Raw genomic sequence first — 15,654 nt, forward strand, 5'->3', positions numbered from 1 at the left:
TTAAAATCCGTTTAAAAAACGCTGCGGAACCTCCAGTGCGGCTGCCTCGAAACGAAAAAAGAGCCTCCGCGCCACGGCTCACGTGGTTTGGAGACTCTTAACGCCGATTCGTTCTACCTTCATGATCGTAATGGTCGTTCCGGTTTCGCCGCTTATAACCTCGCTGCGAAGCCCCATTTCCTTCAGCATCAGCGAGGCGATCGACAAGCCCAGCCCTGCGCCCTTCTCGTTGGAGTCGCCGCCCATCCCCGGTCCGCGGTCGGCGATGACGATTCGGCCTCCCAACTCGGCGCTTACCTCCAGCCGGACATACCGGCCCGCCTTGGCGTGGCGTATCGCGTTCTGGAAGTAATTGTCCAGCACCCGTTCCAGCCACTCGGGATCGACCGTCCAGTGGACCGACTCCTCCGGCAGATCAAGCTCGATCGTGAAGCCTTCCTGCTCGAATACCGGATACCAGCCTGCGAACGACGTCCTGGCCATCCGCACAATATCGAAGGAGCGCGGACGGTAGGGGTATTTGCCCGCCGAGAGCAGGGAGTAGGAGAAAAGGTTCTCGATCAGCTGACTCAGATAGACGATTTTGCGGTCGATCAGATCAATCGATTCCTTGCCGCGTTCCGTCAGCGGCTCGCTTCGAAGACTATAGGCATGGCTGCGGATCGTCGTTAGCGGGGTACGCAGATCATGCGACAGCTTGGCAATCAGCTCCTTGCGAAGCGCTTCCTCCTCGGCCTCCCGCAGACGGCTGCTCTCCAGCTTCTCGACCATCCCGTTGAACGCGCTCTCCAGACGGCCGATCTCATCCATATTCAGCACGTCGACAGCACCCGGAATTCCGCTTCCGCTCGGCTCGGTCATCGCGGTCTGCAGCCGTACGAGCCGCTTGCGGATCCGATAGAAGAAGAGCAGGGAAATAAACAGGAATAAGCCCAGAACGAGAAAGGTGCCTCCTATAAAGATCGTATTGTAATTGTCCTGAATGTCCTGGCCCACCGGCTTCATGACCGTGCGCGGCAGCTGGAAGACCATGAACCCGCCCTGCTGCTTGCCTCCGATGAAAGCTACAATCGTAAACGGATTCCCGTTAAAGCCCTCTTTCATGAATTGAACCGTATACGAAGGCGTCCACACCTTCGGAAGCTTAGGATTCGCCGGCAGCTGCAGGCGCGTCGCTCCCGACTCGTCCACCCAGAACATGGCCGCCTTCGGATACTTCTCCTTGAGCGCGCGCAGGCGGCGGTCGATTTCGGAGTCTTCCGCATCCTTCAGCTTGCCCGCCTCCGCATGCCACATCCGCTCTAACTTCAAGCCGTCCTTATACATCTCATTCTCGGCAATGAATGCATCATTGCCGCTGAGCGTCATCGGCAAATAGATCAGAACCATCATGATCGGGAATGTAAACGGAAGCAGCACAAGGGCAATCAGAATAATAAGCAAATACTTCGAAAGCAGCGAATTCTTCAGCTTAAAAAACTTCATTGCTTCACCCGGTAGCCCAGCCCGCGGATCGTCTCGATAATCGTCGGATTGCCCGGGTCCAGCTCGATTCGCTCCCGCAGATAACGAATATGGACCATGACGGTTTTGTCGCCTTCCATGTAGGGCTCCCCCCAGACCGCTTCATAAATTTGCTCTTTGGTCATAATTTGGTTGGGATGCTTCAGAAAATACATTAAAATTTGCAGCTGCTTGGCGGTCAGCGGTATTTCCTCGCCCGTCCGGCTATCCGTCACCGTCTGCTGATCCGGCCGTACGACGAGATGGCCCAGTCTTACCTCCTGCCCCCCGGTCTGCCCGAACCGGCGAAGCAGCACATCAAGCCTCGCCGCCAGCTCATCCGGGTGAAACGGCTTGGTCAAATAGTCGTCGGCAAACTGCAGCCCCTGCAGCTTATCGTCAACGGACGACCGGGCGGACAGCATCAGGACCGGCACGCCCGGCGCTTCCTTCTTCAGGCGCTGCCCGACCGTGAAGCCGTCCAGCCCCGGGAGCATCACATCGAGCACGACAATATCCGCCGCATGCACCCGCTCCGATGCGCCTTCGCCGGAGGTCAGCCATTCCACCGTATAGCCGCGCTTCTCCAGATCGCCGGCCGTCCAACGGCCGATTTCCAAATCGTCTTCAATATAGAGAACATTCGTCATTGCATTCACCACGTTCGTTTTTTCTAACCATGATAGAGAAACCTCATTCAAAAAGAAAGTTAAATTTCGTGCATTTCCTAGATTTCGCATGAATGACGGCTCTAGTGTCCGTTACAAGTCCAATTCGGCTCCATATCCAATAGCGCATCCGATGTCCATTCCAGCCCACTTTCATTACACGGTATACGGACATAGCTATATAGCCCCCTAATCCACTTGGACACTTCACCCACTTCAGATACACTAATAGATAAGCAGGTGAAGGTTCATGAAGAGACGGTTTCGGTGCCCCGTTCAAGTGAAGAAGGAGTTAGTGGTTGAAGTGTTATCCGGTTATCGAACAGAAGTGGTAGCACGTCAACACGGAATGTCCCCAAAAACGCTTAGTAACTGGGTCCGGCAATACCAGGATGAGGTGGACGAACTGATGGCAAAGAAACGTGACGATGCAGAAAAACTAAAGCAAGATGCAGCCGAACTGGAGGAGCTCCAGCAACGATATGACCAAGCGATCAAGCAGCTGGGTGAGAAGGAATTAGAGCTCAGCATATTAAGAGAGCTGGTAAAAAAAGCACCCCGACTGGAGACAGCGCTAGCATGGATTGAACGAGGTCATCCCGTTCGGACAGTGCTACGAATCTGTGATGTGCCTCGCTCCACGTATTACTACCACTTGCGGCATCCTGAAAGGCGGAAGCCTGTAAGTACGGGACGTTCGATTCCGGGCTATTCGTACGATAAAACAGGAAAAGTTGTCAGCGATATTCGGATAAAGACGTATTTACGACGTCTGTTTCAAGGGCTCAACGCATCTTTTGGCTACCGGAAAATGACCGTCTTGTTGCGTCGGAGATACCGGTTGGTCATCAACAAGAAGAAAGTGTACCGGCTTTGCAAGGAACTTCACCTACTTGCTCCACAGCGAGAAACAAGCCATTCCGTACCCAAAAAGATCGCGAATAACCGGACCGTTACAGGACCGAACCAACTGTGGCAGTTGGATATTAAGTACGGGTATATCGCCGGAATGCGCCGACACTTCTACCTTGCAAGCATCATCGATGTGTTCGACCGTGCCATTGTGGCGTACCATCGGGGCAAAACATGCAGCACAAGTGATGTCATAAGGACGGTACAAAAAGCCTTACTGAAACGTAACATACATGAGCAAGCTGACAAGCTGGTGATTCGGACGGACAATGGGCCTCAGTTCATTAGCAAAGCCTTCTATGCCTTTTGTGAGCAGGCAGGCGTTGAGCATGAGCGTATCCCGAACCAAACGCCAAATAAGAACGCGTATATTGAATCGTTCCACAGCATTTTGGAGAGGGAATGTTACCTCCGCAATTGCTTTGAACGTTACGAAGAAGCTTTTGCTGAGGTCGATCGATTCATTCGTTATTACAACAATGATCGTATTCACGGCAGTCTTAAAGACTGGCCTCCCAAAGAATACTTACGTTTGGTTACCTCCGGAGCACTAAAACCGAAAGAAATTGCGCTATGATGTAATTTCGGTAGTATGAGCGTGGTTAGTGTCCAATATTAGGGGGTTGAACCGATAGCATCCGTTATTTGTGACAAACACCTTATATGGACGAACCGTCCGGACATCAGATCCGCTATTCGCACCAAATGACCACATTTCCTCCGATAATCGCATGAATTACGGATCTAGTATCCGTTACCTCTCCAATTCGGCTCCATATCCAACAATAGCGCATCCGATGTCCATTCCAGCCCACTTTCAATATACGGTATACGGAAATAGCATCCGTTATTTGTGACAAACACCTTATATGGACGAACCGTCCGGACATCAGATCCTCTATTCGCACCAAATGACCACAATTATATTCGCATGAATAGCGTCTCTGGTGTCCGCTACCTCTGCTGCTTCAGCTCTCTTGCTCTGTTGTGGGATAGATTTGGGATAGATTCTGAACCAATAAGCCGTATTCACGTGATCACCCCATTCGTCGATTATACCATAAAAAAGGAATGTACGTTCGTATGTTTGTCGGCAAACAAAATACTACGAGCACCGATTCGTCCCTCATCTACACGCTCACTACCTGAGTCAGGAAGTTTAGAGGCAAGGGACTTCCCGGATTTGAGGGTAAAAAAGAAATGGAGCACCGTCATTGGCGGCTAATTGAGTTGTGGGTACTTATTCAAAAAGAAGATCCCGTTCACCAGTGAACGGGATCTTCTTGTTCTATATTCGCATTAATCGTTGCGGAGCGGCGCTTCCTTCAGATCGGCGCTGACGCTCAGGAACCGGAAGAATGCGGCAGCCGCTTCTGCGCGGGTCACTTCACGGTCCGGCACGAAATTGCCGTCCTTGAGGCTCATGATGCCAAGGCCGACGACAATGGCTGCCTGACCCTTCTGCTCCGTTTTGGCCGCATCCTTGAACGTAATATTGAATAGCTCGTTCCGCTCGGCAAGCGGGTTGTATCCCAATGCACGGACGATCAGCTCGGCCATCTCTTCACGGTCGACCTTGCCCTCGGGATTGAAAGAGCCATCGCCGCGGTCGATCAAGTTTTGCTGCAGCGCATTTTGCACATACACGAAGTAGCTGGAGTCTGCACTCACATCGTCGAAGCTCGATTTGGCTGCAGCCCCTTCGTACATGATCGGCGGACGGCCGCTGTTCATGGACAGCACCAGCATCTTGATCAGCTCGCCGCGGGTAATGACCTGGTTCGGACGCACTTTGCCGTCGACAACGTCAAGCGCCTTGTAGGCTACCATCAGCTCCAGCTCGCGCTGCGCCCAGTGGCCGTGAATATCGTTTGCCTTCGGCTTCTCTAACGATGCCGCATCGCCTGTGCTGTAATCGCGCCATTGGCCGGTCTGCGCATCGAGGAAGACAGGCTCGTCGATCGCCTTGGGCACCAGACGGTAAACCAGCTTCGTCTTCGTCTGACCTTCATTAGGCTTCAGCTCGCCTGACGCTACCATCAGATTGTATTTCTCCCGCGAGATCGGCTGCCCGTTCAACATAAATTCGGAGTCGAACACATACGTAAGTTCCAGCTTATAGTAGTTTAACCATGCATCCATAGCCTTATCACGGCTTATGACGGCCGGGGCTTGCTTCGGATAGTCGAATGTTGAAATATTGCCGTAGTAATTCCGGATCTCACCGGTGTTAGCATCGATGGACACGCGGATATTATCGTAATCGACTCGGGCATCGCCCACCTTGTGTACGAATTGGAACGAATACTCGCCGTACTTCTCGTCATTCATCCGCTTGATTTCCGCCTCGCTCGGCTCGCTCAGATAGAGCTCTTGGACAAGCCACGGCAGCTGCTTCTTCACCAGGTCAACCGCTTTCTTACGCGCATCCTCATATGAGATTCGCTTGGCCGATTGCCCGGATTGCTCCTGCCACGTATACGAGTAGAAATTCCGGATGACGCCCGTACGGCTGTCGACGGATGCATTCACGCTGCCGATTTCTTTATCCCCGTCCTTCAAGGTCCATCCTATATTCCATTCGGCTGTCGTAATTCCGCTGTTTTCATCCGTATATTCGTTATAATTGGCTTGATCCTGAGCAGCTCCGGCCGGGATCGTGAAGCTGTCCTTCACGGCCTGCGCCGCCTGCTCGCGCGTCAAGTTCTTCCCGCTGCCAGGCTTGCTTCCAAGCGCGGACTCGGCGAGAGGGGCCGGTGCAACCTGCTGCGAATCGCCCGAAGGCTGCAGAACCTTGCCGGTTACAGCATCCAGAACGGCCGGCCCTAGCTCATAGCTGAGCACTGGCTTGCGCGGCTGCTTCATTTGATAAGGAACGACATACGCAAGCTCCAGCTTCGCCGCCTCGCGGATTTTCGCCAACGCCTCCGTCATCGACAGCCCCGGCTTCGCTTGTTCGAATTGGGCATCATTATTCCAATTGATCTGATAGCTTAGAACGCGCCCCTCGCTATCCACTTCGATATTAATGTAGTTGTCCGCGAACGGGAACTCGCCCACAAGCCGGTCATAGCGCAGCAAATGCCGCACCTGCCCGTTCAGCGGCGGCTTAACATCGGCGCCGTAATCGGCGTTAAGCCGGATCTGATCCTTCAGCTTAGGCGACATCTTCGCAATGAAGAAGAGTGCGACTTCCTGCGCCTTCTCGCGGTCTACCTTAAGCGGATAAGACGGCTTGGCGCCGGGATCGTCAATATACGTATTGAATCCGAGCATATCGCCGTTATCGGCATCGAGACTCACCTCGATGCTGCCTTTATGTTTGCCGTTGACCGTCTTTACGAAGGACAGGTTCCACACATTGCGTTTCGTATTGGTTATATCCAAACGACTGTTCAGGCTTACATTCTGAAGCTTATAGTCTTCCGGTACGCTGACGTAGCTCTTGGCAAGCGCGATCGCTTTCTCCTTCGTAATCGCCGTATTCACCGGCGCGGTCACCTCGGTTTTAATCGGTAAATCCGAAGAACTGTCCCCTGCACCCGCCTGTACCCCGGGAGCTGTTTTGTCCGCATAGGCGGCCGCCGGTACTACCGCGCTCAGCGCAACCGCGGTCGATAGTGCGACTAGCCATTGTTTATTGCGTTTACTCATCCGTTCTCCCCCCCAATGTTTGCCATTCAGGAGTTATGACGCATGGTTGGAAGGAAAAGTTGCAAGGGGTTACATAGATTTTTTGAACAAAGTAATTATACGGATGAATACGATATATCCGATAGGCTGCACCAGCTTTTCTATACGAGTTGGATGTACAAGGTTATGTAACAACTCGCCCGCATTCACCGCCATCGATACAGACCATTTGAAAATGAAAATGGAGCAATGCCGCTGACAGTGAGGGCACGTAATCTCAATTGACAGCCTATCCCGTTATTCCGATTATGTACACACAAAGAATCCCTACGCCATATTGGCGCAGGGATTCTTCTGCCTCTAGGCCGCTGCAAGCTGCGGTCAAACCGTCTTACAGTTGGCCTTGGATTTTGTTTTTGAGCGCGTCTTTGGATTGCAGGCCGACCATTTTGTCTACCGGCTGTCCGTCCTTGAACAGAATCAGCGTCGGAATGCTCATCACGCCGAATTGGGACGCGATTTCAGGCTCTTCGTCAACGTTGATCTTCGCGATTGTTGCTTGGCCTTCCATTTCGCCGGAAAGCTCTTCAACGATCGGAAGCTGCATTTTACAAGGTCCGCACCATGGCGCCCAGAAATCAACGAGCGTTACGCCGCTCTCGATGTTTTGTTTGAACGTATCTTTCGTCAATGCTACTGCCATTGAAAATCATCCTCTCGGTATAATAATATTTATTCTCCATGTATGAGAAGGGAAAGACCCATCACACCAATTCTTGCCTCTCTTGCCGGCTTCAGCATAAGAGAGTCAGCATTCCTCGCAGCTGTGAATTTGTCCAAGCACATCGGCAATGGTAATGCTCCCAAAGTAGGCTTCCAGCTGTTTCTCCGCTTTGCAGAAAATCTCGTGCATAACCTCCTGCATATTGGAGCCGACAACGCAATCCATCTCCGGATTGCCTGAGCACCAGTTCGGAATAAGAGACCCATGCGCCATCAGCCGATACACATCGGATAAGGTTACAACAGCCGGATTGAGCGTCAACCGGTATCCGCCGCCGGCACCTTCGCGGGTATCCACATAACCAGCCTTGCGCAAGCAGCTCATGACCTTGCGGATCCGAGCCGGATTGGTCGACACATTCTCGGCAATCGCCTCGCTGGATGCCATTCGATCCGGTATATAGGCCAAGTAAACCAAGCTGTGTACGGCTATCGTAAATTCGCTATTCATGTGTAACCGCCACCCCCGCTTTGTACTGTAATCATATCAGTTACAGTTGTCGTTGTCAATGCGGACAGGTTCCTATTTTGCGAAATGGGGCACTTTTTTATTCGACGCTGCCGTCCCCAATAGATGCTGGCTTTATTTTACGCCCGCCGACCTTGCGCTCCCACCTTCCATTACCACGTACCTGGCAAGTCAAACACCGTTTCACCGTTTCTTCTTCATGATTCTTCCCGTGATAAGGCTATTCGAACAGATCCAGCTGCCGCGGGGCCATCGGTAAGGTGTCCATATGAAGCAAGTTCATCAATTCCTTCGCATTGGCGGCCGCATCGCCTCCGGAATTGTTGTTGAACACGACATAGACCTCTTTGCTCTCCTGTTCGAGTAAGCGCAGACGGTCCGCCCATTCCCGAAGCTCGTCCCTGCTGTAACGATATAAGTAACGGACAGCACGCCAGTTCGGATCTCCGCGTTTGCTCCAACCGGATATATTGCGTCCATGCATGCGCACCATCGTCACCTCGGCATCGGTTGCTTGAAGAACGGTCGGCACTGAAAAGGGAGGCACTTGGGGCTCGTCGCATATGCTGTGGATCCAGCCTTCACGCTTCATAAAGTGCAGCGTCTTCGTCCGGTATGCATCTGAAAACCAGCTTTCATGCCTAAATTCCAGTGCCGCCGGCAAATGACCGATCATGCGCTTCGTCTCCCTTAGAACCTCGACGTTGTCCCGGGTACAGTCAAACCAGGGCGGATATTGACATAATATCGCCTTCAGCTTGCCGGCCTCCCAGAAGGGCTGAACCGATTCGAGGAATGAGCGCATCGCTGCCTCCAGCTCCGCGAGGCTTGGTTGGCGGCGGTCATGACCGGTAAGCCCTTTGTAGGCCTTGACAATGAAGGAGAACGATGCCGGCGTCATGTCTGCCCATTTCCTGCAAGTCTCCGCAGCCGGAATGGCGTAGTACGTCGAGTCCACTTCAACGACTGGAAAATGTTTGGCGTAATGCGTTAATTTATCGCCCGCTCTTACGCCGGGATTGTAGAGCTCGTCATGATCCCCCCAGCCGGCAAGGCCAATTGCGATCACGCTCACTCCCCCTCTCTAAAGTTGATGAAGAAACCTGACTTGCAATCGAATGCAAACTGATTTAGCATGAAAATGAGGTTCCAAATCGATAAGAGTAAGGAATGATCACACATGAAAATCGATATCTATTCCGATATGGTATGTCCCTGGTGCCGAATCGGCAAGCAGAATTTGAATAAAGCGCTCGAGCTATGGGCGAGCGAGGGCGGCGAGCCTGCCGAAATTACGTTCCGTGCCTTCCAGCTTGATCCGGATCTGCCTCCCGAAGGTCTTCCGTTCAAGCAAGCCATGACACAGAAGATGGGAGACAGCTCCCGCGTGCAGCAAGCTACGGAGCAGGTAACCAGCGCCGGTGCAGCCGTCGGACTGACATACCGGTTTGACCGGGTACAGCGGATGCCGAATACGAAGCTCGCGCACCGGTTCGTCGCGCTGCTGAAGCCGGATCTTCAGGAAAGGGCCGTAAACGCCATATTCCGCGCTTACTTCGAAGAAGGCCGGGATATTGCGTTATTCGGGGAGATCGAAGCCATTGCAACTGAGTTGGGCGAGGAAGCCACTGCCGTCCTTGAGCAGCTCCGCCAAGGAGCCGGCGAGGATGCCGTGAATGCCGACCTGGAATCAGCGTCGAGAATCGGCGTTACCGGAGTGCCTTTCTTTATCTTTGATAACAAATATGCGCTGTCCGGAGCCTATCCGCCCGATAAGCTCGTCGAGCTCATGCATCGCGTGAAGAACTCGGAATAACCGAAAAGAAGCGGGCTCCCTGCCAGATGCAGGCGCCCGCTTCTTCTGTTATAGGGTCATGCGCTCGCTTGCCCTTGCTCAGGACTTGAACAAGCGATAGCCTTTGCGCACGCCATCCATGATCCATTCCGGGATCGGAACAGGCCGCTTCGACAGATAGGGCAAGTAGAGATGCTTATATGCTTTCTTCATATCGTCCCACATCGTGCAAGCATCCTGCTTCAGAAAATCCGATACATCCACGACAAATCCGCGTCCTTCATTTATCATGATATTCTTCCCGTGAACATCGTGGGGGCGAAGCCCTCTTGACCGTGCATAGTCCAACGCTTCATCTACATCCTCAATGGCCCGGGCAGGAATCGGAATCCCCTCCAAGATGCATTGATACAGCGTCTTTCCTCTCAGCCGTTTCAATATTAAATACCGAAAGCCTCCGGTTTCGTTCGCATCATAACATTGCGAGTAGGCTGCGTGCTCGCCGAGCCGTCCGTACACCTCAACCTCGTCCTCGAAGCCGCCCCGGCCGGGCGTATATACTTTGACGACGAGATCATCCGCAAGGGGATGCGCGAATACGCCTGCATAATTGCCGGCTCCGAGCTTGCTCCACTGCTCCGGGTAACGCCGGACAATGATCGGCTCTCCGTCATGCACGCTTTCGAGCACCAGCTCCGGAAGCAGCGATTGCTCTACCCATGATGCGAACTCGCGAATTTGGTTAGGGTTGATCACGTCCGATTTTGCCCCTTCAGTCACGATTATTATCTTCTCTTGCATACCATTGTAATCCGCACTGCAGCAAAAAGAAAGATCGCCGCAGGCTCGGCACTAATGCCCTCCCCCAACGATCCGCAAGCCGGCAACGCCGGCAATAATCATGCCGATAAACAGCAGCTTCCGCCTGTCCTTGGACTCTCCGAACAGATACATGCCCAGCAGAACGCTTCCGGCCGAGCCAATGCCGGTCCATACGCCGTAAGCCGTACTGATCGGAATTTCCTGCAGCGCTTTCGATAAGAAATAAAAGCTGAAGAAGCCCGAAATAATAGCGCCGACCGTTCCTTTCCACTTCTTAAATCCGTCCGACCATTTCATACAAGTAACGCCGCTGATTTCACCTATGCCGGACAGCAGCAAATAGATCCAAGCCATTCGTCATTCCTCCGTTGCCTTACTCTGGTGCTAATATCAATGTTCAATTATCGGCTTGTGCCGCTTGAATCGAAGCTTCCTCCTGCTTCGCCCCGGTTTTATCCGACTTATCGTCTGACGAGATCATCTTGAGCCCGATAATGCCGCCGACAAGCAGCGCCACAAAAAACAGTCTCAGCCAATCCGCCGGCTCGTTCAGCAGCAGCATTCCGATCAACACCGTTCCTGCCGTGCCGATCCCCGTGAAGACCGCATAGGCCGTACCGACTTCGATGATCCGCATCGACTTCGCGAACAGATAGAAGCTGGCTGCCAGCATAATAACCGTCAGCACGGAAGGCAGCAGAATCGTAAATCCTTCCGAAGCGCGCAGCCCGAATGCCCAGCCGATCTCAAGCATGCCGCCCACGAGCAAATACACCCATGCCATATTTAATTTTCATCCTCTCTTGCAAGTTATTGCTTTACAGAACCAATTCCACAGCTGCTCCTGTCTTTCCAGAAACAGCTCCTTCTCGTACAGCTCCCGTTCCACGATCAATCCATCCACCAGCGCATAGAACAATGCAAGCAGCCGCTTTTCTTCCTCTTCGTCAAGCTCATCGCCATGTGTCATGCAACCTTGGATGAGAGGAGCAAGATGACTAGTCAGAAACCGCTCATGCCCGTCGAAATCTTGACGAAGCCGGTCCCGCAGATGGCGGGGCGGCACCATTATCGTCCTTTTCAGGAATGATTTCTCCAGCGTCGGTTCCCCATGGCCGGAATAATAATGGAAAGCCGCCCGCACCCGTTCCAGCGGCGGCCAATCGGCAGTCTGATTGACAATCTTCAAGAATTGGCCGCAATCTTCCCGGATCACATCCTCGACCAATGCAAGGAACAGTTGCTCCTTCGATTCAAAATGGGCATAGATCGACGGCGTCTTAATCCCGACAGCCTTAGCAATCTGAGACATGGAAGTCCCTTCATAGCCCGACTCCGTAAATAGCATTAACGCTGCATGCTTCAATTTCGAAGCGGTCATATCCAATCCCTCCGCGATTATATGAAAACAAAGTCCCGTTGAGGCTCATGCCCACTTACCTAACGATCGTTAGTCCGAAAGAAATTTTATCTTCTCCCCAGCCTGTTGTCAATGGTCCAGATAAGCACCCCATACAGAATTTCCACATCAAAGAAAAGATTTACAAATGATGGATCCGATGTTACTATTTAATTACGTAATAACGTTATTACGTAATTACTGCAATGAGGTGATGTTTATGACTCCATCCAGAGACTTCGCCGCTGAATTAGATGACATGAAGACACAGCTCGCCGATCTTGCCCTGCAAGTCAGACAGCTGACGGGAGCAGCCGATACAGGTGCAATCCGAGCAGCATCTGCCCGTCAGGATCTACCCGCTGCGGCGTATACGCCCGCCGAGACCGATAAGTCCAGCTCTTCCTCCGGCGAGCTTTATTACTCCGGCCACTACAACCAGGATAATGCCCGATTCCGCTGGGAGCCGAAATCGCGATCCGTGAACCAGATTTTGTCCACCGACGGGGAAAAGGCAGCCAAAGTGGTAGGCGCGCTCGGGCATAAGCAGCGGCTCGATATTATCCGCACGATCCTGCAGGAGCCTATGAGCGGGGCCGAGCTGGTCGAACGGCTGAACATGGGGACGACCGGTCAGCTGTACCACCATCTGAAGGCGCTGCTCGGCGCCGACCTGCTGCAGCAGGATGACCGCGGCGGCCGATATTCAATTCCCCGCCACCGTACGCTACCTTTGCTGCTGCTTCTTGCCGCAGCTTCCGACCTGCTCGATGCGAGCGATTATATGGACATGACCGAGGTCCGCGGCAATTCTTCCGCATACCTGGGCAGCACGGAAGGCAAGCACGACCCGCATGCCCTGCTGGGTGCTGTGCTGGAGAACAGTCTATTGGAGCACAATGCCGGCTATTGCACGGAAGTGAATATTTATATTCATGACGATTCCAGGGTGACGGTAGCGGACAATGGACGCGGCATTCCAGCCCGCGCGTTCCCCGGGGCGGATACCGATCGTTCCTGGCTCCAGACCGTCATGACCGATCTGCATAACCGAACCGCAACCGGCGCGTCCTACACCGTGCCGGGCGGAGAGAAAGGAATTAGCATTGCAGTTGTCAATGCCCTGTCGCTCCACCTGCAGGTCGAGACGAGATGGGACGGCTCGATTATTCGCCAGGACTACAGCCACGGCATCCCGCGCAGTGCGCTGACTCCGGTTGGCACGACAGGCGAGACGGGAACAAGCGTGACCTTCGAGCCGGACCCGGAACTGTTCAGCTCCGCGTTCGATCGGGAGACGGTGGAGAAGATGATTGCAGAACGTTCGGCGATGTATCCACAGCTAACCCTTCGGGTGCACGTATAACAGAACAGGCAGGTCAAACATCAAAGAAGCCTCGGGCTTGAACGGATTCCCGCCTGCCCTCGGCTTCTTTTTAATGCTGCTATTCTTTCGTATCGTTAACCTTCTCCGAATCCCGAATGATATTTCTTCTGACTGGAGGATTCGTTCTTCGTATGCGTCTGGCGCTTCTCCTCTTACTTGTCGGGCTTCAGATCCTCCATCGGGACCGGGTTGACATTCTTCTGACTTTCCCACACATCGAACAGGCTGGGCTCATCCGTCGGATACTGCTCCGGATGGTCCCGATTGTTCTTGGGATCGACGCGGGTTGCCCTGTCCTTCTCGTTCGCCATATCTGTTCACCTCTGCTCGCCAACTTGTACTACTTACATACCTCCGGGGCGTTATGCCCAAACAAGGAAGATTGAGGAGACCGGCTCAGGCTCGCCCCGCCCGGGCGATAGATTCGCAAGCAGTAAGACCTTTTTGGGCGTTACAGACGCCCGTGCGCTGACGCGGACCGGCCGGATCACGCTGTAACGCCCTTTTTCGGTCTTACAGACCCCGCCGCCCTGCTGCGGCGCTTCTGTAAGACCTTTTTTGGGCCGTTACAGACGCCCGTGCGCTGACGCGGACCGGCCGGATCACGCTATAGCTCCCGCCTATCCCTATCCACTCGTATACTGCTTCAACACGCTGCGGATATCCGCATTCAACTTACTCAATGACGGCGAAGCGACCGGCTCGTCATTCAACTTGTAGCGCTGCTTCAGCTCCAGTATCCGCATCACGCTCTCATCGATCCGCTGTTCGGTTAGCTCTCCCTTGGTTACGCTCTGCTTCAGAGCCTGGATGACCTTATCGACATTGCCGTACTCATGGGCTACCAGCACAATATCGCTACCTGCCATGACCGTACGGACGGCCGCTTCGCCAATGCCGTAATTTTGGGCAATGGCGCCCATCGTCATGTCATCGGTCATGACCACCCCTTCGAATCCGAGCGTTCCGCGCAAGTGATCCGTTATAATCGTCTTCGACAACGAGGAAGGATAGTCCTCATCTATCTTCGGGAACAGAATGTGGGCCACCATGACGGCATCGGCCCCCTGTCCGATCGCTTCAGCGAACGGCTTCCATTCAAATTCCTTTAACTGCTCCAGATTCTTGTGCACGACCGGCAGCTCCAGATGAGAGTCCACTGAGGTATCTCCATGCCCCGGAAAATGCTTCACGACCGGAATTACGCCCTCGTTGCGAATAGCGCTCATAACCGCCATCCCCATGCTCGTCACTACCTTTGCGGTCGCCCCGTAAGAGCGCGTGCCGATAACCGGATTATCCGGGTTGCTGTTAATATCAAGGACCGGGGCATAGTCCATATTAAGCCCCATGGCTTCCGCTTCCCGTCCGAGCAGCGAACCTACCGCCGAGGCGAACGGCACTTTCCCCGTTGCGCCAATCGCCGCCGCGGAAGGCAGCCGTTCCAGCCCGGGAAGCCGGCTAACCTTGCCGCCCTCCTGATCTACCGACAGAATGAGCGGTGCCGCACTTGCTTTATTCCATTCTTTCAACTGGTTGATGTACGTAATGACCGCTTTTGGTGAAGCCAGATTATCTTTGTAGAAAATGATGCCGCCCACATGCTGCTCGGCGATCATTCGCTTGTCCTGGTTATTCGCAGCGGTCCCATCCACACCGGCTATGATGAGCTGGCCGATCTTCTGGTCAAGCGACATCTTCGCCAATACTTGCTGGAAAGCGTTATTCTCCGGCTCATCGCTTCCTTGTGCGCTATCGCCGTTGTTATTCCCCTTATTATCCGTTCCGGCAGGAGGCTGCTCTTCCGGCTGCGGACGGACTTCTCCCGGTGGTGTCGGTTTTCCGCCGTTATCCGGCGTCGGATTGCCGCTCTTCGCGCATCCGGCAGCAACCATGCATATAAGAAGCACGGCTGCGATAATCCATAATTGGCGTTTCTTCACGCTGCACCTCGCTTTCGGCTCTCAACACTCAGCCTATTCATAGCCTTGATCCTATCATTATATAACTTCATGCATTCCGTTTCATTCTCCCCAATCCACAGCACATGCCTCCGAGATCGAATAAAATCTATCGACATGTGGATAACTTTATCATCACACCTTATCCACATACTTACTAACAATTAATCAACATTATCCACATGCGATTGTGAACTTTAGTGGCATGAATGATTAACCTTGTTTATATGCGTCTCTTCTCCGCAGCTAGGACGCATTCGGATGAACGGCAAAAACGCCTTGCCGCTATGGTTACCCCATAATGGCAAAGCATTTCGCAATC

General features: G+C 53.2%; 15 protein-coding genes. 3 read left to right on the forward strand and 12 right to left on the reverse strand.

Annotated elements, in window-relative coordinates; translation table 11 throughout:
* Nucleotides 1–78: 78 nt before the first annotated feature.
* Together L1F29_RS32200 and L1F29_RS32205 are read right to left on the reverse strand one after the other, a co-directional pair.
* Nucleotides 79–1,485 carry a HAMP domain-containing sensor histidine kinase gene (locus L1F29_RS32200; RefSeq protein ID WP_258386043.1) on the reverse strand — a complete coding sequence of 469 codons (1,407 nt, stop codon included), beginning with the start codon at nucleotides 1,483–1,485 and terminating at the stop codon, nucleotides 79–81.
* Complete coding sequence (locus tag L1F29_RS32205; RefSeq protein WP_258386044.1) at nucleotides 1,482–2,153, reverse strand: response regulator transcription factor; 672 nt, start codon at nucleotides 2,151–2,153, stop codon at nucleotides 1,482–1,484. Before L1F29_RS32205 ends, L1F29_RS32200 begins: the two co-directional genes overlap by 4 nt.
* Before the next feature lie 268 nt (nucleotides 2,154–2,421).
* Between L1F29_RS32205 and L1F29_RS32210 the strand changes: the two genes are divergently transcribed.
* Entirely contained in the window at nucleotides 2,422–3,660 is a 1,239-nt protein-coding gene (locus L1F29_RS32210; RefSeq protein WP_258386045.1) for an IS3 family transposase, read from the forward strand.
* A gap of 722 nt (nucleotides 3,661–4,382) precedes the next feature.
* On the opposite strand, the gene L1F29_RS32215 is transcribed toward L1F29_RS32210, so the two are convergent.
* From L1F29_RS32215 to L1F29_RS32230, 4 genes are all read right to left on the reverse strand, one after another.
* Nucleotides 4,383–6,737, reverse strand: a complete 2,355-nt coding sequence (locus L1F29_RS32215) for an S-layer homology domain-containing protein (RefSeq protein WP_258386046.1) — start codon at nucleotides 6,735–6,737, stop codon at nucleotides 4,383–4,385.
* A gap of 370 nt (nucleotides 6,738–7,107) precedes the next feature.
* Nucleotides 7,108–7,419: a thioredoxin gene (gene trxA / locus L1F29_RS32220; RefSeq protein ID WP_258386047.1), complete on the reverse strand. Its 312-nt coding sequence runs from the start codon at nucleotides 7,417–7,419 to the stop codon at nucleotides 7,108–7,110.
* Between the two features lie 105 nt (nucleotides 7,420–7,524).
* The gene (locus tag L1F29_RS32225) at nucleotides 7,525–7,950 is read right to left on the reverse strand and encodes an RrF2 family transcriptional regulator (protein ID WP_258386048.1); all 426 of its coding nucleotides are present in this window, start codon (nucleotides 7,948–7,950) and stop codon (nucleotides 7,525–7,527) included.
* A 238-nt stretch (nucleotides 7,951–8,188) separates the two neighbouring features.
* A complete protein-coding gene (locus tag L1F29_RS32230) occupies nucleotides 8,189–9,037 on the reverse strand; it encodes a DUF72 domain-containing protein (protein ID WP_258386049.1) in 849 nt (282 codons plus the stop codon).
* Between the two features lie 111 nt (nucleotides 9,038–9,148).
* Between L1F29_RS32230 and L1F29_RS32235 the strand changes: the two genes are divergently transcribed.
* Complete coding sequence (locus tag L1F29_RS32235; protein WP_258386050.1) at nucleotides 9,149–9,784, forward strand: DsbA family oxidoreductase; 636 nt, start codon at nucleotides 9,149–9,151, stop codon at nucleotides 9,782–9,784.
* Between the two features lie 78 nt (nucleotides 9,785–9,862).
* On the opposite strand, the gene L1F29_RS32240 is transcribed toward L1F29_RS32235, so the two are convergent.
* The 4 genes from L1F29_RS32240 to L1F29_RS32255 all read right to left on the reverse strand — a co-directional run bounded on the left by L1F29_RS32240 (nucleotide 9,863) and on the right by L1F29_RS32255 (nucleotide 11,966).
* Nucleotides 9,863–10,543 carry a serine/threonine-protein kinase gene (locus L1F29_RS32240; RefSeq protein WP_258386051.1) on the reverse strand — a complete coding sequence of 227 codons (681 nt, stop codon included), beginning with the start codon at nucleotides 10,541–10,543 and terminating at the stop codon, nucleotides 9,863–9,865.
* Between the two features lie 72 nt (nucleotides 10,544–10,615).
* Nucleotides 10,616–10,939 carry a DMT family transporter gene (locus tag L1F29_RS32245; protein WP_258386052.1) on the reverse strand — a complete coding sequence of 108 codons (324 nt, stop codon included), beginning with the start codon at nucleotides 10,937–10,939 and terminating at the stop codon, nucleotides 10,616–10,618.
* Between the two features lie 43 nt (nucleotides 10,940–10,982).
* A complete protein-coding gene (locus L1F29_RS32250) occupies nucleotides 10,983–11,369 on the reverse strand; it encodes a DMT family transporter (protein ID WP_258386053.1) in 387 nt (128 codons plus the stop codon).
* A 9-nt stretch (nucleotides 11,370–11,378) separates the two neighbouring features.
* Nucleotides 11,379–11,966 (reverse strand): TetR/AcrR family transcriptional regulator, encoded by a 588-nt coding sequence (locus L1F29_RS32255; protein WP_258386054.1) that lies wholly within the window; start codon nucleotides 11,964–11,966, stop codon nucleotides 11,379–11,381.
* 238 nt (nucleotides 11,967–12,204) lie between these two features.
* On the opposite strand from L1F29_RS32255, the gene L1F29_RS32260 reads away from it, so the two are divergent.
* Complete coding sequence (locus L1F29_RS32260) at nucleotides 12,205–13,350, forward strand: ATP-binding protein (RefSeq protein ID WP_258386055.1); 1,146 nt, start codon at nucleotides 12,205–12,207, stop codon at nucleotides 13,348–13,350.
* A gap of 173 nt (nucleotides 13,351–13,523) precedes the next feature.
* Here L1F29_RS32260 and L1F29_RS32265 read toward each other — a convergent pair whose 3' ends face one another.
* Nucleotides 13,524–13,682 carry a YczO family protein gene (locus L1F29_RS32265; protein WP_309252358.1) on the reverse strand — a complete coding sequence of 53 codons (159 nt, stop codon included), beginning with the start codon at nucleotides 13,680–13,682 and terminating at the stop codon, nucleotides 13,524–13,526.
* 315 nt (nucleotides 13,683–13,997) lie between these two features.
* Nucleotides 13,998–15,314: a beta-N-acetylhexosaminidase gene (nagZ, locus tag L1F29_RS32270; protein ID WP_258386056.1), complete on the reverse strand. Its 1,317-nt coding sequence runs from the start codon at nucleotides 15,312–15,314 to the stop codon at nucleotides 13,998–14,000.
* Nucleotides 15,315–15,654 lie beyond the last annotated feature (340 nt).

Origin of the sequence: Paenibacillus spongiae (assembly GCF_024734895.1) — a bacterium.
Classification (GTDB): Bacteria; Bacillota; Bacilli; order Paenibacillales; family Paenibacillaceae; genus Paenibacillus_Z; species Paenibacillus_Z spongiae.